The organism is Niallia sp. RD1 (assembly GCF_024219955.1).
Lineage (GTDB): Bacteria > Bacillota > Bacilli > Bacillales > Cytobacillaceae > Niallia > Niallia alba.
Window position 1 is genome coordinate 5,250,870 of the sequence record NZ_CP100420.1, and the last position, 25,046, is coordinate 5,275,915.

The window sequence follows — 25,046 nt, forward strand, 5'->3', positions numbered from 1 at the left end:
TAATATCTATTAAATATGTTGCTTGACAATGTTTTTTTAAAAATGAAAAAACACCTCATTCTTTGGTATAGTGTAATTGACGAGAAAACACTACCATACAGAAGAGGTGCTCCCTATATGATAGACCAAAATAGCCAATATAATCAACTACCAAATGAACTTAACTCTGTTTTTTCTGAGCTTGAAATGAATAAGCATTTACGCCAAGCCGGGATTAAAAAATCCTTTGGTTTTAGTTGCTCTTACTTATTTCAACTTGTTTTTTGCTTGATTTTCCAACATAAAAATTGGTTTGCCCTTCTTGATTCAAAGAAGGCGGATCAATTTCCAGCCAAAGATGCCGTCTATCGCTTTTTAAACCAATCAACTTTCAATTGGCGCCGTTTTTTATTACTGTTGAGTACTTTTACCATTCAAAAGGTGAACCGTCTTACAAATAAAAAACGTCCAAAAGTGTTTATTATCGACGATTCTGCTTATGACCGAAATCGTAGTAAAAAAGTGGAATTACTTGCACGTTGCTTTGATCACGCTTCCCTTAAAATGCGTTTCTATAAGGGCTTTCGTATGTTGACTTTGGGCTGGTCTGATGGCTACACATTTATGCCAATTGACTTTTCCCTAGTCAGTTCTAAGAAGTCTCAAATTAATGGAATCTCTGAACATATTGATAAACGTACCTGTGGCTATATGCGTCGAGAAAATGCCCTACAAACAGAGCCTGAACAAATCCCTGATATGATCAAACGTGCGTTAGCTAGTGGGATAGATGCCAGTTATGTCCTCATGGATTCTTGGTTTACATTACCACCACTTGTTAAAGCAATTGTGGATCAAGGATTAGACGTAATTGGTATGGTCAAAGAAACAAAACAGCGCTATAACGTAAACGGTAAAATGGCTTCTTTAAAGCAGCTTTATCGCTTGGCTGGGCCTGTTCAATCAAAGAAAGGAATTCTTCGTTCCATCCATACGACAATGGCTAACGGAACACCAATTAAAGTTGTATTTATTCAAAACAGAAACAAGAAGAGCGACTGGCTTGCCATCCTCAGTACCGATTGCACTCTTTCAGAACAGGACATCGTCCGAATCTATGGAATGCGTTGGGATATCGAGGTATTCTTTAAGATGGCCAAATCTCTTTTGAAACTTGAAAAAGAGTTCCAAAGCCGGTCTTATGATGCGCTTATTTGCCATACAACGATTGTGTTTACTCGTTATATCGTACTGTCATGGCAGAATCGCTGTAATACCGATCAACGTACAATCGGTGGTCTGTTTTACGAATTATGTGATGAAGTGAATGAACTTGATTGGGCTGTCGCATTACAGCAGTTGATCGAGCTTCTTCAAGACGCACTAAAACAAACGAATAAGAAAATCAAAAAGTTAATTCAAAGTCAACTCGAACAGTGGATCGCTGGCCTTCCTAGCTATATCAAGGCTTACTTGCCGATTTCACTCTGCGAAAGTTGAGATTGTAAGTAAAAAAAATATTTAAAAGGAGTATGTTATGGGATATAGAGATACTGTAGAAGAATTTTTAGAAAATATGACAGGGAGAACATTTGTAAAGAATGCAATTTATGATGATTCAAATAAAACTTTATTTATTAACTTTTTTAACTCCTATGAAGAATACTTAAATCTTAATCCTGAAACTCCCCATGATAAAGATACTTACTTGAATTATTTTGGTTCCGGTAAACAAATTGAAAAATTAATTGTTTTAGAACCTGCGAGAATTCTAAGAGATTTTGAATATGTTTCAATTAGTCTAAATTTTGAAGGAAAACAATACGATGCAAATGTTAGCAGAAAAGACTTAAATAATTTGATAGGATTTGATATTAGAGAATTATCACCTGATGATAGTTCATGGAAAACTAAATTCTCGGATGTTTATGGTTACGGATTGAAAAATCCAAAAAGAAAAGAATTGTTCGAGCATTTTACAATTATTATTTGATGTTAATAAAAGGACTCGGAGTTAAAGTCTGAGTCCTTGTTTATACGACCATTAATTTTGAGTAACTACAACACTATACCCTTTTTTCTTTAATTCCTCTGCTATTTTATCTGCATTTGATTTAACTGAGAAAGCGCCAACCTGTACTTTATATAATGTATTATTCACTGCTTTATCTTCCATTTTAGTAACAGTTTTTTTCTTCAATCCATATTGTTTAGCTAATCCACTAACAATTGCATTAGCTACTTTCTTTCTATATGAATCAGACTTCAACAAGGCAGCTTCTTCTTTGTTTGTCATAAATCCACATTCACATAAAATAGCTGTCATATGGGTTTCTCTAAGTACGTGAAAGTCTGCAGTTTTCACACCACGATTTTTTCTACTAGTAACTTTGACTAGTTCATCTTGAACCTTATTTGCCAACGCCAATGCTTCTTTTGGTTTAGAAGTATACACATATGTTTCAATTCCGCTTGCACTATCCCATTTGCCGTTACCGTTAGCATTGGCATGAATAGATACATATACATCGGCTTTCCATGAATTGGCGTTATTGGTGCGAGTAGTTAGGGACACATCTGTTTTACCAGTAGTATCATGAGCATATTTAGTACTAACATTCTCATAACCTTTAAGTGCTTCATTTACATAATGAGCGACTTTACTATTAAATTCCCATTCTCTCATCGTTCCATCTACGGTACGTTTTCCTGCTGTGTTATAACCATGACCAGCATCTAACATAATTTTCATTGATTAAACATCTCCTTTAAATTTTCAACATAAAAAGAGCAATAACGATTAGTTATCACTCTTCACAACACTTTTAGTTCCTGAATATAGTCCGCTGGCTGATAACCCTAACATTAATCCAACAATGATACTTTGTTTAATATCTCCATCTATGTACACTAATCCAAATCCTACACCTAATACTAATGCTACTACAGGCGTATATTTCACAGGGAATCCGACTCTTTTAAGCAATTCCACTAGCGCTAAAATTAATGGGATAATTGCTACATCATACATTTCCATCCTATTTTCCTCCTTTTGCTAATGCTTCAAGACTTCCTACACGGTCATCAATCTTCCCTAAATGATCTTGAATTGCTTCTAACGTCTTAGCAGTCTGTACCTGTGCATCATTAGAACGTTCTAGATGCTCCATTAGTTTATCTTCTCTCACCTTAGACTCAACCCTTGACTCTTCGTACAAATTAATAAGACTAGATTCTCTTGTTACATTGTCTTTTCTCATTTCACGAATTACTACCGCAGCAAGTGTGATACATAAAATTGCCCACACGAATTGTGAAGAAGCAACCTGAGTTATATCCATTGCATCACCTCCTTAAAACATAAAAAGGACTCCTCCTTTATGGAAGAATCCTTAAATTATTCATATTTCTTATCGCATTCTTGTATCCTATGCGGTAACCTCTTCCCAAGATTGGAATTGCGTCATAGTCTTAACAAATCTATATCCTTGTGTTCTGTCATCTCCAACTGTATCTCCTATTTGCTTCTCGAATTTAACTGGATAAATTTGCTCTAAATAACCCTGATTCGTTTCGAAAGCTTCTTTATTGACATATATATTAACGCTAGCCGTTGCATGCGTATCATAGCTTTCCACAGTGTCTATTCTTGCAAAAGCATTTGTTAATGGGATTCCTTTAAAATTATAATTCCCAATTAATCCAATGATCATTTTTATCATCCTCCTGTTTGTGTTTTTCCGAAACCATTCCAAATTCCTGGCGTCCCTGCCACTACGCAATACCACCCAATCCAGTCATCTATTGCAGGATTGCTATTAAACACAATTTGTCCTTTTTGATATGTTCCCACATTAGGTGGGGCAGCAGCTGTTAATTTTTCTTGGTCAAATATATTCATAAAATTACTTTCTAACGGAATATTACCAATCGCAGAATTTTGACTTAGTACTGCATAATCAACCTCTATCGTATCATCAAGCTGGTCTCCGGCAGAAATTCTGCAATCAACATAAGATTGTTTAGTAACAGTAAATTTAATGGTAGCTAATCCAGAATTTAAAACGTTCGCATAATATTCTTTTGAATTAGACCAGTCTGATAAATCGTACGTCATAACATGTATTTTAGACCGAGAATTTAATCGAATACCCTTGATATAAAAAATATACTCCCCCGGCGAAATGATTGCTCTCTGAGCCAAACCCTTGTAAGCTGGAACAGAAGATGCTATGTTTTGTATTTTAAGACGTCCTAGCGAAGTAATAGACGTATAAATTCCCGGATTAGGATTATCTATATAACCCCAATGCTTTGGAATGCCGTCAGCGTTTAAAATAAATCGATTACTATTTAACAAATGGTTACCTTTATTGCTTGTGGTTTCAATGTTGTACTTTTTAGTTCCATCGTTTATTGATCCTCTTATCACGTTATATCGACTTGATGATACTAAATCCTTACACCCATAGATTTCGACCCCATTACAATTCACAATAAAATTACTTAACGGATTGATTTTTATTGCGAAATTAGGCACTGTATAGTCAGCGAAATTTGCTCCGTTACCCACCAAAGCTCTAACGTCAGTTAAATTAATTGTCGTCTGGACGCTTGGAGAATCACCTTTAACAACTAACACTCCACTGTCATCTGGATTATCCGAATAACCAAGAACTGCTTGTACTTGATTAATATTAATCCCCATATTTAAAGTTCCTTCTATCTCAAACAACGTCCCAACCCAGTCTATCCACGCTTTTCCAAGCGCAAATGAATTTGCGCCACCTTTACCAATGCATCTGATAAATTTTCTAGTAAAAATAGAATGAGCATTATCTATAAAAACACCATCGCAGTCTTCAAGTAAAATTACGACAGAATTATCATTAGATAGATTAAAAGATTGTTGTTCTTTTAGCGGCCGAACAATATTCATATTAATGTGTATATCTTTGATATAAGAAACGTCCTTGCTGTACTTTAGATGAAAAGTTGTTCCAAAATTATAACCATATATTTTTTCAATGTGGATTTTTTCTCCTGTCGCTTTTAAAAAATCAGTCGCGCCCCAGTGCTGGACTTTACTAAAAGAAAATCCATCTTTTGCTGAAATTGTAGGAGGGTATATCTTCAGTTGACTTTTATCTGTAAAAGTAGGCAACTGTTCTGGGTAAAACAAATCGATTCCGCTAAAAGTAACATTTTCGTCAAAATTAAACGTTGGATTTTCTAAGTCATCTGGTATTATTAATATCTTTGGTCCGTCATGCTCATAAATTCGGTTTGGACCATTACTTATCAGTGTTGATGGCGCCATATTAAATCCATCACGTATACCTTTAATTTCTATGCCTGGCTGTCCGAATACCCTGCCTGTTAATAAATACAATCCATCTGGCAAAACAAATTTCTTATAACCAGATGCTAGTGCTTCATTCAGCTTTACTGATATATCTTCCGCTGCATTTGGATCTAATTGATATTCATACAATAGGTTTACTGCCCGAGAATTTCTTTCTGCGGTTACTTGCTGTTTTTCAATTGCCAACTGTGCGGTAACTTGCTGCTTGTTTTCGTTGAATTCTGTTAGCTTAACTACTTGATTTTGTTCTATTAACGTAATAGCTTCATCTGCTTTACCTTTCGCTTCTTCCACATTAACGCCAACTGTATTAATGATTTCTGTTGTTTCATCAGCAATGGAATTAATCGCTTCTTTTAACCCCTCAAAATCATCTATATAGAACTCTGTTAATACTGGAATGTCTTCATCGATTAGAGCTTGTAAGATGGTAAATGTAAATCTGTGTACAGACATTTTTTGTTCTTCATAATAAAGATACAATTCAGCTGTCACTTTACCATAATGCTTTAATTGTTCTGCTGTTAATTTATACTCAGCAATTCCATTTACCTTATCAATGATTGAAACATTATCCGTAAATTTACTGCCGTCTCTCATTCTCATAACTAATTTACCAACAGCAGCATTTAAAGGTAATTCCACTCCGTCTTTAAATAAAAAGAAGGTCAGCTTAGCCGAACCTTCATCTTGTGTGGAGAAACGGATATTTGATGCAATGCTTTGATTGGCAGTAGCTGAGATATTAAAATTCAAATCCGCATTCTTTTCCATATACTCACCTTCCTACATAGGATGAACAAAACAAAGGGCTACTCCGTATCCTTTGCTCTCATCGTATGGTGTTGTTATTTTCATAACTTTCCATCCATTATCACTACTTGTTCCTATTCCATCATTTGGAGATATAAAACCATTTTCTTGGACAGTTTCATCAATTCGTATTCTAACTTGACCCAACAACCCTACAATATTCCATTCATCTCTTTCTTCTCTTGATACATATTGTTCATTAATATCAAATTCTGGATTTTCCACTGGCAACATATGCTTTTCTTCTTTGTATTCTCCGGTTTCATCATCCTGTATTCCCACTGTTTTTTCTTCTAAAATTAAACCGCCAAATTCATTTGTCAAGAAACGATTTTGCCAATGGTAAGTTGCTTGACCCAAGATATTACCTGCAGTCTCGGATATAACACCTAAAGGTATTTCATTTTTGTTAGCCTTTCGGATTTTTCCATTTTCTAATGTAACGATAAAACCACTTTTAATTTTCTCACCATCTAGGCTTTCAAAATACTCAGCATAGTCACTAAATGAGGATGCCCCTGTTACAGCTCCAGTAAATTTACCTGTTCCTGATATAGAATCCAATTCCCATTTTGTATTTCCTATTGATGGATTCTCTGAATCTCCATATCCACCCCTTACAGAATAATTGTTATCATTAACTACACCATTACTGGCTAGGATAACTTTACCGTTCTCTGTACTTCCTGTAGTCTTGGAGTTGTTTGAGCCGATAATGGCATCACGACCACCTTCAGTTCTAGAACCTCCACTAGATGCAATTACCACACTTCCTTCTCCGGCGGCTTCTGAGTTAGAAGAAGCTATAACTGCAGTTTTATCACCTGTTGCTTTACTATCAGATGTGGAGGAAATAATGGTTGACGTTTCAGTTTTTGCATAACCGCTTGTACTAGCAATCCTAGTACCGCCTTTCACATTATTAGGTACAAAATCAACATAATCATTACCTGCAATAGATGCTGCTAATGTATAGCCTTCAGCATGTACACCAACAATGCTGTCTTGGGAATTGACACTGGATAAACCAACTTGACCATTCTCACCGATCATTGTAATGTTTGTAAGGTTCACATGATAAATATCTGAACCTATACCAATTCCTTCTTTGGCTGACTTATAAATTTGTACATTGCTTATATTAATATTGTCTGTTTTTTGATCTCCACCAATTAGGCGAATATCAGTACTTGCTTTCTTGAATCCACGGATATTTATATTATGAAGACCTATATTTCTAGATTTGTATTGAACTGCAATTACTGGATTATCATCATAGTTATAAGTAGGGTCTCCAATTGCAGTGAACCCTGATATGTTTACATTCACATATGCAGAAATAGTTAATGCCCTTGGTGTTAAACCTGCATACAAATCATTGAATACTGGTTCAATTGCTGTACAGTTAGTCATTACAACATCATAAGCAGTTGTTGAATCAGGATCTTCTACAGTGTGATGCCCAATATGTCTAAAATCATAAGCTCGTACATCTTGATATGAAGTGTGTCCGATAATATGAACATCTTGAGCAGCAGACCATTCTGTATGAGCTTTTACTTCAACTCCACGAATGTTCCCGGTTGTGTAATTGTTTATTACCCATACATGCTTTGAGCCGTCATCAATTTCAATACCGTTGCTATTAGAAACACCATCTTCATGAGCGTCTCCATCCGGATCACTAAGGTGATTATTTGAAATCCAAATGTATTCACTATAATGAGTTGTAATACCATCATCACCGTATCCAGAACCGACGCAATTATCTATCCAGACAAAACGACAACCGTCTTTTGTATAGTCTGTATCTGGTAAATGATCATATGTAGGTGCAGTGATATCAAAGCTATGTAACCCTGGATTAATTCCCTCAACTTCTTTAATCCAAGCAAACTTAACTTTAGCAAGTGATAAACAGCTTGAGTGTTGTCCACCTGTTGCACTTACACCACCCTGCCTTGATTTGTTCCAATCTAAGGTCATTCCCTTAATTGAAATGTTTCTGTTACCATTTATGTAATCTTGGTTTGTGATTACCCATTCGGTTGCAGGTGTATCTTCATGCAAAATGATTATCGTTAGTCCCATTCCGTCGCCTACAAGTTCAACCCAAGATGGAATTTTCAAACCTCTTACAACATAAACACCTGCAGGTACTACGACTCTTACTTTCCCTGTACCCATTGCCTTTCTAAAAGCTTCAGTGTCGTCTGTTATTCCATCACCAACTGCTCCGAAATCAGTAACATAAACTGTCCTTTTAATTTTTGAAAGTAATTTATTGTACTCTTTATCTAGACGTTCCTTCAGCGAAACACTAACAACGCCTTCTGCATCTTGTCTTGCATCAACAATTTCCGGAAAATCCGAACTACTTAAGATTAGATTGGATATACGTTTATTTGTATCATCAATACTTTTAGTTACATATTTCATATCATCTTCAATATCGCCAAATATTTTATTAACTAAGTTCCTGAATATTCTAGTGGTTTCTGTTCCTATTTGTTGGTATGGATATTTCAAGTTGTACCACCTCCATTTTCTAATACTTCCAATCTTTCAATAATGCTTTGTAAATCCACTACGTCTTCACCTACATTAATTTTGCTCAGTTTTATAAAGTCCTGGCTGGATAATAGTCCATCTGATGTTTCATCAGCTAAACCAGTAACACCAGCTGCAATTTCTCTTGGATCATACCCATCTTCAAAGATTGTTCCAGCTCCTATTCGTACTTTGTTTGCTGCCAATACCCCTATGGCATAAGCCAGATTAAACACCATCGTTCCACTTAATGCAGACTCTTTTATCTGTCCAGTTTTTGCATCTACAACTTTACTAATAGTTTGTGAACTCGTGGATAGACTTGCTATAATATCCGTTCCTTTTTTCTTAATAGCTCCAAATGTAAACTTAGGAGACTTGTAGGGATCGGAATAACTTTCTTTTTCTACAATACGTAACTGTAAATCCACATTTAATGGATCTAAAATGCAATAAGCATAATCTAACCTGTTGATGTCTGATAAGCCCATTTCAGCTAATTCTTGAGCTGTAAGTGAAAGAGAAATATCCCAAGAATCATAAAGTCCTTTTTTAAGTGTTTCGTATAGAACTGCTTCATTCGTAATGGTGTCTGAAAATAATGGCTCTGCTTCCACAATTCCATATTCTTGAGCTAAAGGAGATGTGTACTCTGCCACACAGGTATATTGCTCATCACCTTCCAATTGTCTAAATAGGTTAATGATATTACCGTCTAATAAATAATTAAACGGAACAGAGTTTTTAACTTTAGTGTTGGGATTGTCAGTGTCCTTTTTAAATGTTGCTTTGACGGAATACTCCTTACTTTCTAACCCTCTAACAACCTCAATAGTTTGTTCAGATGTTTCTTCTTTGGAATAAGTTGTTATGGTTTTATTTGTATCACCTATTGCGAATTCCCATTTACCACCCATTTTGTGGACGATTGTTCTAAAAGAAAAACCTGTACCAGTGAACTTGAAACTAAAAGTAGCTCCAATTTCCTTAGTAGCAGGTTTATTTTGAGTTGATTCTGTATAATAGGTTCCTGTTTTTGATTCATAAGGAATGGATTTATTAGAGCTAACATCTTTCTCTTCTTTTGGTTTTCCATATCCTCTGATATACGTAGCAAAGTTACTTGAGTCTGTATCTTCATTGATATCATTAATATTGAATTTATGTAGAAATTGCTTTTCTGTTACGACACCTAACTTTGATGCTATATGAACAACTCCAGATGTATAATCAAACTCAGCACCAAGATCACTAATAATTTCTTGAAACAAAGCTAAATTGTTATTGCCGCCAAAGTCTTCATAATCGAGTAATTCAGGTAATGTTTCCGGATTTAGTACGTATGTATAGCCAGTATCTTTAAATACCATATCGAGTAAATAATAAGGAGTAAATGAGCCTTTGTAGGTTTCATAAATCCTTTTTCTTTTTAAATCATCAAAGAATCGATGCTCATTAGAACAATCAACCTTTACTAAATTCCCAGTCACTCTTCTTCCTGTCTTAGTAATGATGTATTCTTCGCCTTTATACATAAAATAATTTCGTTGTTGAATCATTTCAAATCCAACTTTGTTTTCATCTAATTTAGTTCCTGATACAGTTAGTGTTTTTGTCCCTTGTTGACCTTCCTTTAAAGTACATGAGAAACCATACAAAGGCTCTACATTTCCTTTTCTATCCTTAATCATCAAAAGTTCATTTTCCTTCATATGTTCACCTACTTATACCAGAAATTAAAATCAAATGTTATCTCAAAAGAGTTACTTGCTCCAAATACTTCAAACTCATTCCAACCGTGAGCTAATGTAATACGTTTATGATTGGTGTTAGCGAATATGCTAACACCGTTCTTTAAATGTCTAATTCGGTTTAATTCGATTTTGTCTGAATTACTTGTATTGCCTTTATAAGTGAATAAGTCACCAGTTGTATTATTTTTAATCTGTAGATTGCTTGATGTTCCTTTAAATGTAATATTTAAAGGAAATTGTCTTGGATCAACCAACACACCACCGTTATAGACTTTGAAACTGGAAGTGTTAAATTTATAAACAGCATCATCTTCAAGTGATATTTCTCCACCAATTGCTTGCCATTGATCGTTTCCATAGTCAATAGGGTCATCCAATGTACTTCCAAGTGATCTACAAAACGGAGATGAGGAAGTAAAATCTATAGTGAATTTACCTGTACTTGCATTAACAAATTCAGGGGTAAACTCACTATCTACTTTAGCAAACCATATCTTACCTGGTTGTCGGCTATCAATTAGCCCAATCTCTTCTTCTGTAGAAAATATCTCCATAAACTCGTCTATGACAAGAATTAAATCAGTATGATCCAGAGCTTGTATAATAAAACCTGCGGTAAGTTTCCTTCCTCCCCAGACTGTTCCATTAGGAATTAAACCATGTCGACCTTCTACAGTTTCATAATTATTAGTAGCTTCTAAAGAAGCTTTTCTAAAACTCAATAAATTCGCCCCTAAATCTCGGTGATCTATTGTGCGATTATCTTTCATGATGGTTAAGTACATTTAATCACCCCTGTCTACTTAACGCATTTTGCACTCTATCCTGTATCATTCCATCAAAGTAATCGAAAGTTATTTTTGCAAATTCGTATCCATCAATCATTACTGGTGCAGGATTAATTTGTAATGAAGGCATTGAAGCATTCGCACCTTGTTGCTTGGATTGATTTGTAACATTTGGTGTAGCTGCTTCTTGCATCGCCCTAGAAGCCTTATCTACTATGTTTGTGGATCTTTGTATACCTATTGCCAAACCTTCCCCAATGTACTTTCCTATTTTGTCACGCATCATACGAGATGGACTGTTTATATCAAAGAAATCAGTGAATCCATCTTTAATACTACTTCCTATAGATTTAACACTGTCCCAAATTGCACCACCCATTGAGGAAATACCATTAATTAAACCCTGTATAATTTGCTTACCTGTTCCGGCAAGATCGATTCCTTCCAAGAAAGACGTGATGTTATTCCAGATGCTAACAAGCGTTTGTTTAATGGAATTCCAAGCACCTTCCCAGTCTCCACGTAGTATTTTTAACATGGTCTGAATAGCTCCTAAAATCAAGTCTACACCTGTTCGTATGATTAATTTGATGGTTTCCCACGTATACTTTACAGTTGCCTGTATTAAAGTCCAGGCAATCTTGAACACTTCCACGATGACATTCATCACCGTCTGAATAATCGTCCAAGTAATATTCATAAATGTTGAAACAACCGCCATGATCTGCTGACCGTTTTCGTCCCAGAAAGTTTTAATCTTACTTAAGATTTCCCCAAAGAATGTGGCAACCTCGGTCATAATGGTAATAACTAAATTTCTGATATAATCTAGAGCAATAAAAAAGAACTCCTGTATACTAGTCCAGATTGCTTGGACATTGCTTCGGAATTCCTCATTTTTATTATAGAGATTAATAAAAGCTGCAACTAATAACGCTATGACTGCAATTACCGCAGCTACAACAGCCGCTACTGCTAAAAATGGTGCAACAAGTGCTGCAATTGTCACTTCTGCTGCAATAGCTGCTGCAGTTAACGAAGCTATCACTGGTGATAAGGCTAATACTGCCGCCAATAATATACCTAGAGCAACTGATACTGTCACTATAATAGCTGCTAAAGTTGAGTTATTTTGAGCCCAACTGGCTATCATACTTATGACTTCGGCAATCATAGTTAATAAAGGTGATAAAGTAACCAATAAATCACTAGTTGCCTGCTTAATCATAACTAATGGATTACTATCAAGTTGAGCCATAGAATCATTAAGATTATCTGTATTTTCTTTTAAGTCAACTTGTTTCTCTTCTGCTTTTAAAATGGTATCAATGATCTTAGTTCCTTGGTCTTCCCACATTGTACCAAACATTTTAGTACCTAATTGATTCCTTGCTGTTTCATCTCTTACTCCAGCTAAAGACTTTGTAGCTTCAAGCATAGCAACTTGCCCTTTATCTCCACCTTCAGCAATTGCCTTACCCCAATCTTCGAATTTATCAATTGCAAGACCCGCTGAATCAATAATTTCTCTGGTTGCTTTATCTGTACCAGAACCAAAGTCAGCCATTTGGATACGACCCTCTTTGATACCCGTTATGTTCAACGTGATTCGCAACGTCACGTCAGTTCTCTTATGAACTTCTACATGTCGCCATGTAGACCAGACTATATCATCATCTAGGCATTAAAAAAGAGAGCCTAGATGCTCCCCATTTCCACTATCATTCGCTTATAGTGTACGTCTTTCGACTAGTCGTTACACCTTCATTTAACAAATTGAATTTATACCCAATGCCCTATTCCCGCTTCCTTTGCCTACATAAAAAGGCTCATTCGTATCAAGTCTAATCCATTCGTAAATGTAAAATCTCCTTTCCATTTAACCCACTCCTTAATAACAATATTTAACGTTACTTATATTGTATCATATTGTATTGCACATGCAATATTTGTATGATATTGTATTGTAAAAAAGGAGTGTTTTTAATGAAAAAACGAATTACATTCACTTTAGAAGAAGAATTAATCGAACAATTAAAAAAGGTGTCAGAAGAAACTATGATTCCGCAAGCTCGATTGGTTGAATCCGCCTTAAAGGAAAAGTTATCCGAGTACAAAAAATAACTATCGTCAATTTGTTAAATGCTTGGCACGGTATTGTCTCTATGAAAGAGAGTTCCACCGTTTTAAAGGAGTTTTCTATGAATGTCACCACTCATAGGGACAATGTTTTATCCAGTAAATTATCAATATTCCAGCTTTTAGTATCTACCCCTGCTTGCATTACTGCCTGAACTTTTTCCGCTTCAAAGCCAGCACGAATCATTTGATCCCCGTACTCAGCAATTGTATCTAATTGGTCGGGTGGATATCCTGTTTTTAACAAAGTATCAACTAATCCTAAAGCTTCTTCATTGCTTATTTTAAATGTAGCTGCAATTTCATTTGTCTCTTGAATCAATTCAGTAAAATCTACACCTGAGTATGCTCTAGTTACTGTTCCAGCTAATTTTGCCACAGCAGAGTTATTTTCATCTGTAGCGTTTTTATTAAGAGCCCATTGTCTTCTGACTCCTTCTAAAGATGCTTCAGTATCAACTCCGTATGATTCAACAGTTCTAATGGTTTCGATAATTGTTTTTTGGGCTTCTTCATCAACATCAAATGAAATGTCTATTGTGGTATTTAAATCTGCATAATCCAATGCTTCTTCAACTGCTTCGGAAATACCTCCACCCGCAACTAATGCACCAGCAACATTTTCAATACCTACTTCTAAATCTCCAATAGAGTTTTCAGCTTCTGAAGCTTCATCACTAATACGTTGCAATTCTCGTCTAACTTCTTGCAAAGAATTCCCACTATCGACACTGTTAAGCGCTGTCCTTAGTTGGTTAATATCACCCTCTGAACCAATAGCTTCCCTTCCAATACGCTGAAATGCATATTCTAAGTCCCTGCTTGTTGCAGTTCCGTTTTGAATAGCTCTTACTAACCGTTGATTAAGTACGCCAGCATAATCTTCAACAGATGTTCCTGCTGCATCAAAGAAGGTTGTTAATCTCCTAGTTCCTTCAGCTACTTTCTGCTGTTCTTGTTGCATATCAGATAAAGAATTTTGATAACCTTGCAACGCTTGTTCAGTTTGAGCTAATTCACGTTGAAATCCTCTATATTGTTCTTGAGAAATATCTCCTCGTTCAAACTGTTGTTGAACCTGTGCTTCTGCTCTTTTCAATTGCTCTAGTTTATTGGTAGTGTTTTGAACTGCTCCTGTCAATAGTTCTTGTTTTTGTGCTAATGCTGCAGTGCTATTGGGATTGAATTTAAGTAACCTTTCAACGTCCTTTAGCTCATTCTGTAAATCCTTAGACTTCTTATTGACATTTGATAAAGCACCTTCAAGACTCGATGTATTTGCATCTAGCTCAATAGTTATTCCTTTTATTCTACTTGCCATATTCTCACCTCACTTTTAGAACTTATCAAAGTCATTTTGTTTAGCTTTTCTTGCTTTGTTTTTCTTCTTTTTCTTAGGATTCATTAATTCAACATAACTATCAATATAATCAAGACAATCACCAATAGTCATATCTTCAAGATCAGCCCTTGTCAGTTTACATTTATAACAAAGAGCCTGAAAAGTTTCAGTGTTCATTGCACTGTCTTCATCAGGCACTCCATCTTCTATTTCATCATCATTCTGTTTTTTTTTGATTGGATTGTAGCAGCTAATATATCTTGAATCTCAGGCAAAAAATCGAATAGCGGAAACTCTTCAAATGAATCTAGCCAAGTTAAGGGATCTGGAATACTAGGATTAGCTGTCTTTGCGAGTACCCATGTGAAATTATAAAACACTTCAAAGTCTAATCCGTCGATTGCCTTCATTGTTTTATCATCCATCTTATTTAAATCCAGTTTTTCAAGTTGCCCTAACTTATGCAATTTTAAAATTTCCGTAAAAAAGTCTTTTCGGAATTGAGTTTTATAGCGCATAGCAGTACCACCTGAGCTTTTTAACTGTACCGATTGCCCATCAACAACAATCGTTTTTTCCATTAAGCAGCACCTTCTTTAACATAAACTTCGTTATACCATGAATCGTAAATTGCTGGAGTTGTCTTATCAGTAGTTTTAGTCTTAACAACAGTACGACCGTTAAGTTCTAATGCACTTGCAATAAATGTAAGCTCATTGGAGTTTGGTTCCACAGAGTCAGTCTTAGTTGCTGAACTCAATGTAGGTCTATTTGCTGTGCAGTTATACATAACGTGACGAGTAGCCTTTTGATCTCCTTCGAATTCAAACATTAGTGCAAATTGTTTTGGCTTTGCATCAGCATATTCGGTCAACACGCCATCTGTTTCATCTAGTTCTTCACCTAAGCAATCCACAGCAAATTGTTGAGGAATGTTTGCGATATTTAATGTACCATCGTAACCTTGGTTATTTGGTGCAGAGTAGTACAGCATGTTATCCGCATAAAATTCAACCATGTCGCCTCTTGGTTCTAGGGATAGTTCAACAGCTCCAGGAATTGCCACTGGTAATCCAAAATTGACAACCCCATCTGTAATTGTGTAATTAGCGTACCTTACGTTCTTTAATCCGTAAGTAACTTTATTTTCCGCCATTATAATTTCAGCTCCACTTCATATGTTATTTGAAATACTTTTTGTGATTCAATCCATACCTCATTCTTTTGAAAGGGTAGGTTATTTTCTTTTAAAACATTTTTAACTATTGCTTCTGTGCTTGGACTTTTATCCTTTGTATAAAGTTCGATATCAACATTCTCTGATTCAAGATAAACAGTGTCATCAGCAAAGAAATTATTTGAGTCTAATGCAACAACGCAAATATTAGGAAGACTTGGTAATGGAGTATCATCGGTTTCGATAAATTGAAAATAAGCAACTGGTAAACCAGTACCTTCCTCCAATAGTTTCATTAAGTCGTTTATACTCATCCTCTTGCGGTCCTTTCAGCACGCTCAACCATTGAATCAATTGCTTTTTGTTCAGCAGGTGCAATATGTACTTGTGCTGCAGTTCTTCCTCCATCAACATTTGCATGTCCTTTTTCCAAAATGTGAGTAAGTTGATAATTTGTTTTATTATGAACAACAACTTTCCCGCCCACTTTTTTAGTAGTCCATCCTTCTGCATAGTCTCCAGTTCTTTTAGGACTATTACTCTTTAAAAGTGCAACGGTCTCCTCTGCGACTTCTTCTTTCGCAACTTCAAGTTCTTGTTTTACTTCTTCTGTGTATAGTTCCAGTTGTCTCATGATATCTTGTACAATATGGTCAACACTACTTGCCACCAGCTTTCACCTCACAGTACAATTCTGTAAATCCATCAACACGTAGAAAATGGCGGTAAACGGAATATTTTTTATTACTGTACTTTACCAACTTTTCTCCATCATATTCATCTGAGTCCACAATTAACATGATCTGCGGTTTCAATGATGATTGACCTGCGGAAAAGAACTCAGCCCTACTTATACTCATTACTGAGCAGAAAATTTGTCTTGGAATTTCTGTGAAGACAGGTTGATTGAGTTCACCTTTTACAGATGTTGTAGAAATCAATTCGCATATATCATCAAGTGAAATGTTATTTGAATTACCTAAGCTTGATTTAATTGATGGCATTCGATGTCCCTGCCTTTTTAATCACTCTATTGTTAATTCTAAATTGAATACTTCTAGATAAAGGTACGTTGTTTTGTCTATTCCGATATGTATAAGCAGTATAATCAGCAATAAGCATTTGATCATCGCTTCTATCTAAGTCAAAAACAATTCCGAATCCTTCCATTTCTTCTTTAGCACTTTCCAATGCACTCATAAAATAGGCATCTCTCAAGTTATGAGTGATGCCCAAGTCAATTTTCAATAATTCAAGTATGGCGTTATTCATTTTCTTTCACTTCTTCAATCAAAGGGACTTTAAGTTTATTGGCAAAAGAAGCTAATTCCTCTGCCCTTGCACTTTTCACTCGTCCCTTTCTTGGATACTTATCACCTACACGATAGACATGATTATCATCCTGCAAGTCTCTAAAATCTCTAAGAACTATGTATTTCATTATGAACCACCCTTTCTATGAGTGATTATGCTCCAGCAGTTTCTGCTGTGTAAGTGATGTAGTAACCAGCTTCTTCATCAACTTTCTTAGTATCAAAACGAACATAACCAGCAAGTAATTGACCGTAGATATCATTGTCAGTCCATTTAACAGAAGCTTGTTTACGATTAAATAGTGTGCAGAATTCTTTAGCATCTCCCACGAAACCTACAAGATCGCCTTTAGCAGATCCAATTACTTCATCATCAAGAACGACAACTTCTCTTGCTTTGATACGTTTTCCAGAAGCAGCAGTAATATCATCTTGTAGTAAGAAACGACCATTACCGTCTTTCAACAAATCAAGTTCGTTGAATAGAGAAGAAGATACATAGAATTTCACATTATAAACTTGTTTGAATCCTGTGTTTAATAATGTAATAACACCATCTAGACCCGTAACTGCTTTAGCTTTAGCAGATTTAAAGATTGCAGCAATTTGAGCATTTTTAGTATTCAAATCTTGATCCTTAATATCGTCAGCAATTAGACCTGAGATATCATAGTCTGCATCATCAATTGCTTCTTGAGATACTGGGATGTAACCACGGTATGTTTCAATATCATAAGTTACTTCATCAAAAGTCGGTTTTGCCAACTCTGGATTTTTAGCTAGTTCCGCAACGGATACCATTTTACCGTTTGATTTCTTGATGATTGGGTATTTACCAGATCCACGATTTACTGGAACAGTACGTACATATTGTGTTAAGTCAACAACGTCAACAAGTTCTTTCTTTAGAGTTAACAACTCTTCTGGGATAAGTGCACCACCTTCTACCGATGTGAATCCATCACGCAGTTCTCCTTTTGAACGTACGTAACTATTGATACCTTCTTTTACTTCCAAGTTTTTAGCCATGTTTCTTTTCGCTCCTTTGTTAGGTGATTTTCGATTGTTTGCTTCTAATTCTTTTTCAAGTTCAACAATTTCTTCCTCTAATTTAGTTTTCTCAGTTTCTTGTTCTGTGATTTCAGCATCGTTATCGTCAATGCTTTTCTCAATTACTGCAAGATCCTCATCATTTTCAACAGCTTCAATCGCTGCTTCAAACTCACTACGTTTAGATTGCAATGCTTCAAGTTCCGCCTGAATAACTGATAAAGCATCACGTTTCATTTTTAATTTAGCTCCAATAACTACCGGATTAGTCATTCTTTAATCGCTCCTTTAATTTCGCTTTTCTAATTTCTAATTTTTGTTTCTTAATTGATTCAATATCGTTATTACGTGCTGCAATTTCTGTTTGTGGATACGCTGGAAATGTAACTGCTGACACTTCAAACAAGTCAATTTCACGCACTACAAACTTTGTTGTTCCATCATCACGAAACTCAATATCTTCTTGTATCGGAAAGAATCCAAAGCTACAAGCGTTAATATCTCCACGATTAATACGTGCGTATATTGCCATTGCTTCAGGATCTTCTCTATTTATTTCAACAACTCCGTAAAGTCCAACATCATCAGTTCTTAATTCAAGCGTACTATTACCTGTACGACCAAGAACCTTTCCTGTATCATGATTAAACAAACAGCGAACATCGTTATTTGCCAAACTGTTAACTACAGCCCTTGAGTCGATTTCTTCAAAAACTCCAGGATAAAGCTCTGTTTCTTCGTTGTATTTAATAAAATAACCTTCTAATAATAATTTCTCTTCCTGTTCACCAGCACGAAATTCACTTTTCAGAAAGGAAGTACGTTTACTCATCGTCATTGTTATTACCACCTCCTTTCAGCTTCTCTTGATCCCCTAATTGACTAGCAGGAACATAGTTTTCTAGTACAATAAGTTCCTCCATTTCTTCATCAGGATCTAGACCAATCCAGTTACGCAATTCATTTCTTCTCATGGCATTACGGTCTACCATTTGTACACCTGCTGTAACCATTTCTGATAAATCATATGAGTACAAGCTTCTAGCATTCAATTTGAAATACCAGTTAGGATTGAATAAGATATCCTTAGTTAATGTTTGAGAAAGTATTTGTCCTAATGAATAAGCACGAGTATTAACCCAGTTAACGTATTCTTCTTTATTAAAGCTTCCTACACCTAAGAAAAAAGCCGGCACTCCTATGAGTCCAGCTAAAGTCTTCTTATCCAATTCTGCTCCTTCGATGATTGCAATATCCTTTAGAGATAAAGGCTTAACTTGTTCTACTTTTACAAGGTCTGCAGGAATTAACCATGGTCTTGCTCCACTATCAGACTCAGTAGTGTACTTTTTAAGTATTTCTTCCTTACCTTCTTCACTTGTTAATTCCTCGGACATTGCATCAACAGAAATAATGAGTGACGGCATATACTTGCCACTCATAAAACTGTTTTTTGTTTTATTTGCTTGATTTAGATTCTTTACAATATCTCTTAGCGCAACCCTGTATCCTGTTCCTTTATATGGATAGTTAGGGTTAGGATTCATTACAAAGTGAATAACTTCATCAGGATGAAAAATCTTCCCATTATAATTGATTAAATATCCACCATCAATGTCTTCATAAGATACAGCTTGCATTTGAAATGGAGTTAAATCACTAATTAATGTTGTTTCTGGATCAACTCCAATATGTACAATTGAGTTCCCATCACCTTCTAATAATAAATCTCTTACAATTTTATAAACCCAAGCTTTACGAGTCATATTTTGGTGTGGTTCAATATCAATTTTCCTTGATAATTGATTCCTTACTCTTTTGTCTCCTTTTGAAGTATTCTCCATTAAATGAATTGTCATATTGGAAACAAGGTCAGCAATTTTATCAACTGCAATTAGAATGTCAGGATTATCAGATAACTTTGTGTAACCAACAACATTGTCTACATCTCCATATGCAATTTGCATTAATGTTTTATCTGCATTTCTTTTTCTTCTAGATTTCCATAGCGCCACTTAAACACCTCCTTTCTCATCAATTTAACTATTAAGCCATTGAGAAGCACTAACAGCTCTGTCCATATTTTCAAGCATACGAACAGCACCGAATACAGCAGCATCAAATACGTCTATGCGCTGATTAGGCATAACCTTTTCATACTGAATCATGTCATCTGTTTTCTCTATAGCTGAAACATTCTGAACACAATATTCAAATGCTTGAGAATGTAAGTAATAAAACATTCCGTCTTTTGCTTTCTTCTCAATGCGCCTAAACCCTTCAGACTTCTTATGGAAATACTGTGGCTGATCAACCATTCTATAACCCTTCTTTTTCATACCTAAGAAGAATTCACGACTAAATTTACGGTCAAATCCAACCTGTTTAATCTTGAATCCCATTTTCTTCATATCATCAAACCATTTGATAATGTCACTATGGTTTACAGTAGGTGTATTACACATAGTTAACCACCCATCATCTTTCCAACCAAACAAAGGAATGTTGTCATCTTCCGCTTTTTGTCTAGCTGCAACAATAGGAAACCACGCATGAGTTAAAACAATGTCTATACCTTTATAGTTGCCATATAAAGCAGCAGCAGATAAGTCATGAAGTTTACTTAAATCAGCTCCACCAAACCATTCAATATTCAACTTAGCTAAGTCTTTAATGCTCCAAGAATACTCTTTGTCGGAAGCTTTAAATTCATCTAAGTTAAAGTATGCTCTCATTGCAGATGTGTAAATGTTTAATGATTTAGCTAAAAAATCTTTCCTTTGTTGTGGATCATTTTGAGCTTGCATAGCATCATTCATAATATCGTTCGGTCTAATTGAAACCCCATATGCAGGATTGGCTTTTTGATGTTCAATAGGATTTGTGTAATCAACATTGCCTTTTTCATCTTCATCAGCTTTAGCAATAAAAACAAAATAAGCTTCATCTTTAACAGTTCCATCAAGAATCTTCTTACAATACTGTAGTCTTTGATAACAGAAGCTTGTCATATCATCACCGGCAGTTGTAATACCGATCATCAACTTATTCGTATAAGCTTTCATGGCTTCCTTAATGATGTTGTACTGTTTAGGTGTTTTATAAGCATGAATTTCATCGGCAATAGCGATATTACAGTTCAATGAATCCTGTCTATCTGGGTTAGCTGCTAATGCTTGGATATAAAGAGAACCGTCACCAAAGTCACCAGCAATAGAATGTTCCTGGTTATTGTCAATGACTCTAAAGTTTTCTTTCTCTCCCATTTGTCCAAGATTAAAATTAATAAAGTTAAAGCTTTCTAGAGACTGTTTCAAAGCAGATGCAACTATATAACACTTTGAACCTGACTTTCTATAATACAAACTCAATGCCCATGCTAATGCGGCAGCAAAACTTGTCTTAATATTCTTCCTTGGTATGTAAATAAAACACTCTTTGATAACACGTTCAAAAGTATCCTTATGGTAAAAACCCATGATGTTATAAATCTGATACTTATGAAACGGCTCCAATAAAAAAGGCTCGTACCTTAATGGAGTACCATCTATTTTTTCCCCTTGTTGATGCATAAAGGTTTTTTCAATTAATTTAATTATTAATTCAGGCTCACTCGGTCTGAAATCATACTTAGGATTGTCTATGTATTTAAAAAATCTTTTACAACCTTGAATCTGTTCTTTGTTAGCTAATTTTGTCCCCTTAACTATACTTGTGGCATATTCCATTACTAAATCATAATTTTCGTATTTCTTCTTCATTCTAAATTACTCAACACCGCAGCCAACCTCGACTGAGTAGGTTTACCTTTATCATTATTCTTCTCCATCTTTGATTTTGGATTAAGGCAAAGACGGTCGGAATATGCCAAAATGTCTTTTCTTAATGTTTCTAGGGTTGCAACAATTGGGGATTTTTTTGCACCACCTTGATCAGTGTTTACCTGGTACTCGTATCCGCTATCTTCAAACTCTTTACTGATTGTTAGGTACTGAAATACTAACTCAGAATAGATGTCAATCAAGCGTGAATACTCAATTTTGTAGACTTGTAGACCTTTCATATCTTTGATTGTTCTTCGTTTAATGGTTTCTTTCGATGGAACTTTCGTCATCGTCTTCACCTCCCAAAAAAAGTTTCTGAAGAACCGCTCTATTGGAAAAAGTTGTCCCTCTCGTTCCCTATAAGATTGTTTTTAGAATAAGAAAAGGTGGGGGGCTTATTATTTTTTCAACATTGCATCTTTTATAATATTATTCGCTTCTTCATAATCACATTGATCACTTAAACATACATGCTTATACTTCATTCACTCTGTTCCTTTCTACTCGGTCAACCCACTGTATTCCTAAGTCAGTTAACTCATCTGTAGTTCTATCGTGCATCTTTTCATGACATGTCTTGCATAGGCTTAGTAAGTTCCAACTGGTTAGTCTTAGCTCAGGTCTAACAAGGAAAGGATATACGTGATGTATCAATGTAGCTTCAGTATTCTTACCATACCTTTTACACTCTCTACATAGATACTCATCACGCCTTAGTATTCTTTTTCTTTTGTTGACCCATTGACTTGATTTGTAAAAGTTACTCATAGCCCTAACACCTTGCTCTAATGTACTTAGGCTTATTTAAGATTAATATTCGTTTAATTTTACTCACTTATTTTTTCTCCCTTAAATAATAAAAAAGACCCCACCAGTTAAAGTGAAGGTCTTAGTCGAATAAAAACTACTCGAATTTAAAATACTCGAATTTAAATTTAAATGAATTAAAAAATATCGAATTTAAATTTCTAATCTAACCTAGCATATCTTTTAACTTCTTTAATTAATCTTAATACTTTTTTCTTTTCAATATCCTCTTGATCTGATTTTGAATAGATATCTAATAAATGCACTGAATTATCTTCTGTAACTAGGTATTCAATAATCCTAAATCCTCCAGACAAACCTTTGTTCGCACTAGAATTTTTCATTCTTTTTTTAAACACTTTATTTCCATCTTTAATAATCTTAGGAACACTGTCTCCAATATTACCGTTTTCTTCAATATCATTAATAAAGTCTTCAAAGTCATCATCAATTTGACGATATCTTCTTTTTAATTTTTCATATGATTCTTCGAACATTGGCGTAATGATAACTGTATAATCACTCATATTTTATTTTTTTCGTTGTTCAGCTAAAAATTCTCTAGCAGTTTTTCTTGGTAATTTACCACTTTGAATCAACTCAACTTCTTTTAAAGCTCTAATAATATTGTTATGGACTGTTTTAGGTATCTCAAGAGTATTTGTTGACATATCTTTTTCCTCCTCGTTACACACTAAATCACCACCTGACTATAGTCTTTAACTATATATTAAACGGGATTAGTGTGTGTTCCTTTAAACAAATTATACCAAGTTTCTAAATGAAATGGAATAATATAGCGAAAAAAAGCATAAAATATATGCTTATTAAATGATTCCTTTTTGGATACGACAGAAATGATGAAAATTTGTTAAAATTAGACATATGAAAAATGCGAAAAATCCCGATATCTTTTTATACCTTTTTTCGAAGACAAAAAAACCTCATTTTTTATGTATCGTTTTTTGTCAGTTGTTGGTTAAGTCAGCACAATAAAAAAGACCCCACCAGTTAAAGTGAAGGTCTTTTTTATGCATATTATGTAGTTGACAATTAAGTCGTATGCAAGTATAGAGTTGGTAATTAAACCGAAATTATTCTTTAAAATAATACTACTACATTATTTTATCAGTGTCAAACAGTTTCAACAGGTTTTTTCTTTTCTCTGACTTTTTGTTGTCCAATCGACATCGTTATTACATCTAATATTGTTTGCATTTGTTTAGGACTTAATGTCATTGGATAATACTTTTTTTCTTCTTTTACATAATAATCAGTCAATCGTTGCTTACTAACGGTCTTAATTTGATTAATCATAGCATAAACAGGTTTTTTATCTTTAGGCATATCATCAATGACTCCAATTGGAACAATTAAATTAGATGCACTTTTCCAATCAGCATCATTTTCTTTTTCTGTAGATAATGGAACAATGATAGCAGTATAATCAAATTCTTTAATAACTACGCCAAAATGAAAATAATTAAACTCAGAACCAATGTTAACCCCGTAATCAATACAATAAACGTTTTGCCTGATTCGATTAACTTTTTCTAATTTATTGTTTTTCTTAATTTTTAAATTGCGTTCAACACTACTTATTAACCATTTCTTTAGATTATGGATATAAATAGATTTATCTTTAAATTTCAACTTATTAAACTCATTTATTTTTAACGGTAAATTTTTAAAATTATCATCTATATTACTCAAACTCTCACCCCCCCATATTTCTCTATATTTTACCATATTAAGAGAGTGATAGGGAGAAGATAATTCGAAATAAAGAACATTTTGTCAGTTGTTGCGGTTGGGTGGCTTGATTAAATAAAGAACAAAACATTCCCAATAGAGAAATTAATGCTATCATTTACCAAATACTAGTGATATAGTATAGCTAATCCCACACCGCCTAACTGACAGGGAGGTGTAGCTTATGAATAATAAGTTTGTTCGTGTGCGTGCATACAAGAGATTCCGAGCAGGGAATCTTGAGTTTGTAAGAGAACATTTGCGTTCTTATCCAACTAGATAAAATGTAATACATAATCCGTTCGTACTTTGTCAGGGTCAAACTCTCCAAAATTTGACATCGGTTAGTGTGTGGGAGGTGTTAAACTTTAATTTCATATTTGCCCACTGAAG

Annotated in this window: 30 protein-coding genes; 3 read left to right on the plus strand and 27 right to left on the minus strand. The window is 34.8% G+C overall.

The features are described 5' to 3' along the window. Positions 1–117 precede the first annotated feature (117 nt). Both NKG37_RS25295 and NKG37_RS25300 read left to right on the plus strand, forming a co-directional pair. Positions 118–1,479: an IS4 family transposase gene (locus NKG37_RS25295; RefSeq protein WP_254416388.1), complete on the plus strand. Its 1,362-nt coding sequence runs from the start codon at positions 118–120 to the stop codon at positions 1,477–1,479. Positions 1,480–1,516: 37 nt separating this feature from the next. Next, on the plus strand, positions 1,517–1,972 hold the full coding sequence (locus NKG37_RS25300; RefSeq protein WP_254415521.1) for a hypothetical protein: 456 nt from the start codon (positions 1,517–1,519) through the stop codon (positions 1,970–1,972). Between the two features lie 51 nt (positions 1,973–2,023). Here NKG37_RS25300 and NKG37_RS25305 read toward each other — a convergent pair whose 3' ends face one another. The 9 genes from NKG37_RS25305 to NKG37_RS25345 form a co-directional block, all read right to left on the minus strand. Continuing rightward, positions 2,024–2,731, minus strand: a complete 708-nt coding sequence (locus tag NKG37_RS25305) for an N-acetylmuramoyl-L-alanine amidase (RefSeq protein WP_254415522.1) — start codon at positions 2,729–2,731, stop codon at positions 2,024–2,026. Positions 2,732–2,779: 48 nt separating this feature from the next. Continuing rightward, a complete protein-coding gene (locus NKG37_RS25310; protein WP_101730892.1) occupies positions 2,780–3,016 on the minus strand; it encodes a hypothetical protein in 237 nt (78 codons plus the stop codon). A 1-nt stretch (position 3,017) separates the two neighbouring features. Further along, positions 3,018–3,320, minus strand: a complete 303-nt coding sequence (locus tag NKG37_RS25315; protein WP_101730891.1) for a hypothetical protein — start codon at positions 3,318–3,320, stop codon at positions 3,018–3,020. Between the two features lie 87 nt (positions 3,321–3,407). Then, positions 3,408–3,692 carry a hypothetical protein gene (locus NKG37_RS25320; protein WP_254415523.1) on the minus strand — a complete coding sequence of 95 codons (285 nt, stop codon included), beginning with the start codon at positions 3,690–3,692 and terminating at the stop codon, positions 3,408–3,410. 5 nt (positions 3,693–3,697) lie between these two features. Beyond that, entirely contained in the window at positions 3,698–6,118 is a 2,421-nt protein-coding gene (locus NKG37_RS25325; RefSeq protein ID WP_254415524.1) for a phage baseplate upper protein, read from the minus strand. A gap of 12 nt (positions 6,119–6,130) precedes the next feature. Then, the gene (locus NKG37_RS25330; protein WP_254415525.1) at positions 6,131–8,686 is read right to left on the minus strand and encodes a peptidase G2 autoproteolytic cleavage domain-containing protein; all 2,556 of its coding nucleotides are present in this window, start codon (positions 8,684–8,686) and stop codon (positions 6,131–6,133) included. Then, positions 8,683–10,419 carry a phage tail protein gene (locus NKG37_RS25335; protein WP_254415526.1) on the minus strand — a complete coding sequence of 579 codons (1,737 nt, stop codon included), beginning with the start codon at positions 10,417–10,419 and terminating at the stop codon, positions 8,683–8,685. Before NKG37_RS25335 ends, NKG37_RS25330 begins: the two co-directional genes overlap by 4 nt. Before the next feature lie 8 nt (positions 10,420–10,427). Beyond that, positions 10,428–11,246, minus strand: a complete 819-nt coding sequence (locus tag NKG37_RS25340; protein ID WP_254415527.1) for a phage tail family protein — start codon at positions 11,244–11,246, stop codon at positions 10,428–10,430. A gap of 4 nt (positions 11,247–11,250) precedes the next feature. After that, a complete protein-coding gene (locus NKG37_RS25345; protein WP_254415528.1) occupies positions 11,251–12,870 on the minus strand; it encodes a phage tail protein in 1,620 nt (539 codons plus the stop codon). Between the two features lie 365 nt (positions 12,871–13,235). Between NKG37_RS25345 and NKG37_RS25350 the strand changes: the two genes are divergently transcribed. Continuing rightward, entirely contained in the window at positions 13,236–13,373 is a 138-nt protein-coding gene (locus NKG37_RS25350; protein ID WP_254415529.1) for a ribbon-helix-helix domain-containing protein, read from the plus strand. 91 nt (positions 13,374–13,464) lie between these two features. Here NKG37_RS25350 and NKG37_RS25355 read toward each other — a convergent pair whose 3' ends face one another. From NKG37_RS25355 to NKG37_RS25440, 18 genes are all read right to left on the minus strand, one after another. After that, positions 13,465–14,709: a phage tail tape measure protein gene (locus tag NKG37_RS25355; protein WP_254415530.1), complete on the minus strand. Its 1,245-nt coding sequence runs from the start codon at positions 14,707–14,709 to the stop codon at positions 13,465–13,467. Positions 14,710–14,724: 15 nt separating this feature from the next. Continuing rightward, complete coding sequence (locus NKG37_RS25360) at positions 14,725–14,907, minus strand: hypothetical protein (RefSeq protein ID WP_254416444.1); 183 nt, start codon at positions 14,905–14,907, stop codon at positions 14,725–14,727. Positions 14,908–14,936: 29 nt separating this feature from the next. After that, complete coding sequence (locus tag NKG37_RS25365; RefSeq protein WP_254415531.1) at positions 14,937–15,311, minus strand: hypothetical protein; 375 nt, start codon at positions 15,309–15,311, stop codon at positions 14,937–14,939. Further along, positions 15,311–15,886 (minus strand): major tail protein, encoded by a 576-nt coding sequence (locus NKG37_RS25370; protein WP_254415532.1) that lies wholly within the window; start codon positions 15,884–15,886, stop codon positions 15,311–15,313. Before NKG37_RS25370 ends, NKG37_RS25365 begins: the two co-directional genes overlap by 1 nt. Then, on the minus strand, positions 15,886–16,221 hold the full coding sequence (locus NKG37_RS25375) for a hypothetical protein (protein ID WP_254415533.1): 336 nt from the start codon (positions 16,219–16,221) through the stop codon (positions 15,886–15,888). Before NKG37_RS25375 ends, NKG37_RS25370 begins: the two co-directional genes overlap by 1 nt. Then, positions 16,218–16,541, minus strand: a complete 324-nt coding sequence (locus NKG37_RS25380; RefSeq protein WP_254416445.1) for an HK97 gp10 family phage protein — start codon at positions 16,539–16,541, stop codon at positions 16,218–16,220. The genes NKG37_RS25375 and NKG37_RS25380 overlap by 4 nt, the downstream gene beginning before the upstream one ends. 25 nt (positions 16,542–16,566) lie before the next feature. Beyond that, positions 16,567–16,911: a hypothetical protein gene (locus tag NKG37_RS25385; RefSeq protein ID WP_254415534.1), complete on the minus strand. Its 345-nt coding sequence runs from the start codon at positions 16,909–16,911 to the stop codon at positions 16,567–16,569. Further along, the gene (locus NKG37_RS25390; protein ID WP_254415535.1) at positions 16,898–17,179 is read right to left on the minus strand and encodes a hypothetical protein; all 282 of its coding nucleotides are present in this window, start codon (positions 17,177–17,179) and stop codon (positions 16,898–16,900) included. The genes NKG37_RS25385 and NKG37_RS25390 overlap by 14 nt, the downstream gene beginning before the upstream one ends. Further along, entirely contained in the window at positions 17,172–17,348 is a 177-nt protein-coding gene (locus NKG37_RS25395; protein ID WP_254415536.1) for a hypothetical protein, read from the minus strand. The genes NKG37_RS25390 and NKG37_RS25395 overlap by 8 nt, the downstream gene beginning before the upstream one ends. 25 nt (positions 17,349–17,373) lie before the next feature. After that, entirely contained in the window at positions 17,374–18,543 is a 1,170-nt protein-coding gene (locus NKG37_RS25400; protein ID WP_254415537.1) for a phage major capsid protein, read from the minus strand. After that, entirely contained in the window at positions 18,536–19,108 is a 573-nt protein-coding gene (locus NKG37_RS25405; protein ID WP_254415538.1) for an HK97 family phage prohead protease, read from the minus strand. The genes NKG37_RS25400 and NKG37_RS25405 overlap by 8 nt, the downstream gene beginning before the upstream one ends. Beyond that, on the minus strand, positions 19,095–20,285 hold the full coding sequence (locus NKG37_RS25410; protein WP_254415539.1) for a phage portal protein: 1,191 nt from the start codon (positions 20,283–20,285) through the stop codon (positions 19,095–19,097). The genes NKG37_RS25405 and NKG37_RS25410 overlap by 14 nt, the downstream gene beginning before the upstream one ends. A gap of 24 nt (positions 20,286–20,309) precedes the next feature. Then, positions 20,310–22,031 (minus strand): terminase large subunit, encoded by a 1,722-nt coding sequence (locus NKG37_RS25415; RefSeq protein WP_254415540.1) that lies wholly within the window; start codon positions 22,029–22,031, stop codon positions 20,310–20,312. Then, on the minus strand, positions 22,028–22,384 hold the full coding sequence (locus NKG37_RS25420) for a P27 family phage terminase small subunit (RefSeq protein WP_254415541.1): 357 nt from the start codon (positions 22,382–22,384) through the stop codon (positions 22,028–22,030). Before NKG37_RS25420 ends, NKG37_RS25415 begins: the two co-directional genes overlap by 4 nt. Before the next feature lie 184 nt (positions 22,385–22,568). Beyond that, positions 22,569–22,862, minus strand: coding sequence for an HNH endonuclease (locus NKG37_RS25425; RefSeq protein WP_254415542.1), 294 nt, complete (start codon positions 22,860–22,862; stop codon positions 22,569–22,571). A gap of 200 nt (positions 22,863–23,062) precedes the next feature. After that, positions 23,063–23,428, minus strand: coding sequence for a hypothetical protein (locus NKG37_RS25430; RefSeq protein WP_254415543.1), 366 nt, complete (start codon positions 23,426–23,428; stop codon positions 23,063–23,065). Positions 23,429–23,431: 3 nt separating this feature from the next. Then, positions 23,432–23,572, minus strand: a complete 141-nt coding sequence (locus NKG37_RS25435) for a hypothetical protein (RefSeq protein WP_254415544.1) — start codon at positions 23,570–23,572, stop codon at positions 23,432–23,434. A gap of 463 nt (positions 23,573–24,035) precedes the next feature. Beyond that, entirely contained in the window at positions 24,036–24,614 is a 579-nt protein-coding gene (locus NKG37_RS25440; RefSeq protein WP_254415545.1) for a type II toxin-antitoxin system PemK/MazF family toxin, read from the minus strand. Positions 24,615–25,046 lie beyond the last annotated feature (432 nt).

Coding starts and splice junctions, on each gene's coding strand:
- NKG37_RS25295 (WP_254416388.1), top strand. CDS start 118: ATGATAGACCAAAATAGCCAATATAATCAACTACCAAATGAACTTAAC.
- NKG37_RS25300 (WP_254415521.1), top strand. CDS start 1,517: ATGGGATATAGAGATACTGTAGAAGAATTTTTAGAAAATATGACAGGG.
- NKG37_RS25305 (WP_254415522.1), bottom strand. CDS start 2,731: ATGAAAATTATGTTAGATGCTGGTCATGGTTATAACACAGCAGGAAAA.
- NKG37_RS25310 (WP_101730892.1), bottom strand. CDS start 3,016: ATGGAAATGTATGATGTAGCAATTATCCCATTAATTTTAGCGCTAGTG.
- NKG37_RS25315 (WP_101730891.1), bottom strand. CDS start 3,320: ATGGATATAACTCAGGTTGCTTCTTCACAATTCGTGTGGGCAATTTTA.
- NKG37_RS25320 (WP_254415523.1), bottom strand. CDS start 3,692: ATGATCATTGGATTAATTGGGAATTATAATTTTAAAGGAATCCCATTA.
- NKG37_RS25325 (WP_254415524.1), bottom strand. CDS start 6,118: ATGGAAAAGAATGCGGATTTGAATTTTAATATCTCAGCTACTGCCAAT.
- NKG37_RS25335 (WP_254415526.1), bottom strand. CDS start 10,419: ATGAAGGAAAATGAACTTTTGATGATTAAGGATAGAAAAGGAAATGTA.
- NKG37_RS25340 (WP_254415527.1), bottom strand. CDS start 11,246: ATGTACTTAACCATCATGAAAGATAATCGCACAATAGATCACCGAGAT.
- NKG37_RS25350 (WP_254415529.1), top strand. CDS start 13,236: ATGAAAAAACGAATTACATTCACTTTAGAAGAAGAATTAATCGAACAA.
- NKG37_RS25355 (WP_254415530.1), bottom strand. CDS start 14,709: ATGGCAAGTAGAATAAAAGGAATAACTATTGAGCTAGATGCAAATACA.
- NKG37_RS25360 (WP_254416444.1), bottom strand. CDS start 14,907: ATGAACACTGAAACTTTTCAGGCTCTTTGTTATAAATGTAAACTGACA.
- NKG37_RS25365 (WP_254415531.1), bottom strand. CDS start 15,311: ATGGAAAAAACGATTGTTGTTGATGGGCAATCGGTACAGTTAAAAAGC.
- NKG37_RS25370 (WP_254415532.1), bottom strand. CDS start 15,886: ATGGCGGAAAATAAAGTTACTTACGGATTAAAGAACGTAAGGTACGCT.
- NKG37_RS25375 (WP_254415533.1), bottom strand. CDS start 16,221: ATGAGTATAAACGACTTAATGAAACTATTGGAGGAAGGTACTGGTTTA.
- NKG37_RS25380 (WP_254416445.1), bottom strand. CDS start 16,541: ATGAGACAACTGGAACTATACACAGAAGAAGTAAAACAAGAACTTGAA.
- NKG37_RS25385 (WP_254415534.1), bottom strand. CDS start 16,911: ATGCCATCAATTAAATCAAGCTTAGGTAATTCAAATAACATTTCACTT.
- NKG37_RS25390 (WP_254415535.1), bottom strand. CDS start 17,179: ATGAATAACGCCATACTTGAATTATTGAAAATTGACTTGGGCATCACT.
- NKG37_RS25395 (WP_254415536.1), bottom strand. CDS start 17,348: ATGAAATACATAGTTCTTAGAGATTTTAGAGACTTGCAGGATGATAAT.
- NKG37_RS25400 (WP_254415537.1), bottom strand. CDS start 18,543: ATGACTAATCCGGTAGTTATTGGAGCTAAATTAAAAATGAAACGTGAT.
- NKG37_RS25405 (WP_254415538.1), bottom strand. CDS start 19,108: ATGACGATGAGTAAACGTACTTCCTTTCTGAAAAGTGAATTTCGTGCT.
- NKG37_RS25415 (WP_254415540.1), bottom strand. CDS start 22,031: ATGAAGAAGAAATACGAAAATTATGATTTAGTAATGGAATATGCCACA.
- NKG37_RS25420 (WP_254415541.1), bottom strand. CDS start 22,384: ATGACGAAAGTTCCATCGAAAGAAACCATTAAACGAAGAACAATCAAA.
- NKG37_RS25425 (WP_254415542.1), bottom strand. CDS start 22,862: ATGAGTAACTTTTACAAATCAAGTCAATGGGTCAACAAAAGAAAAAGA.
- NKG37_RS25430 (WP_254415543.1), bottom strand. CDS start 23,428: ATGAGTGATTATACAGTTATCATTACGCCAATGTTCGAAGAATCATAT.
- NKG37_RS25435 (WP_254415544.1), bottom strand. CDS start 23,572: ATGTCAACAAATACTCTTGAGATACCTAAAACAGTCCATAACAATATT.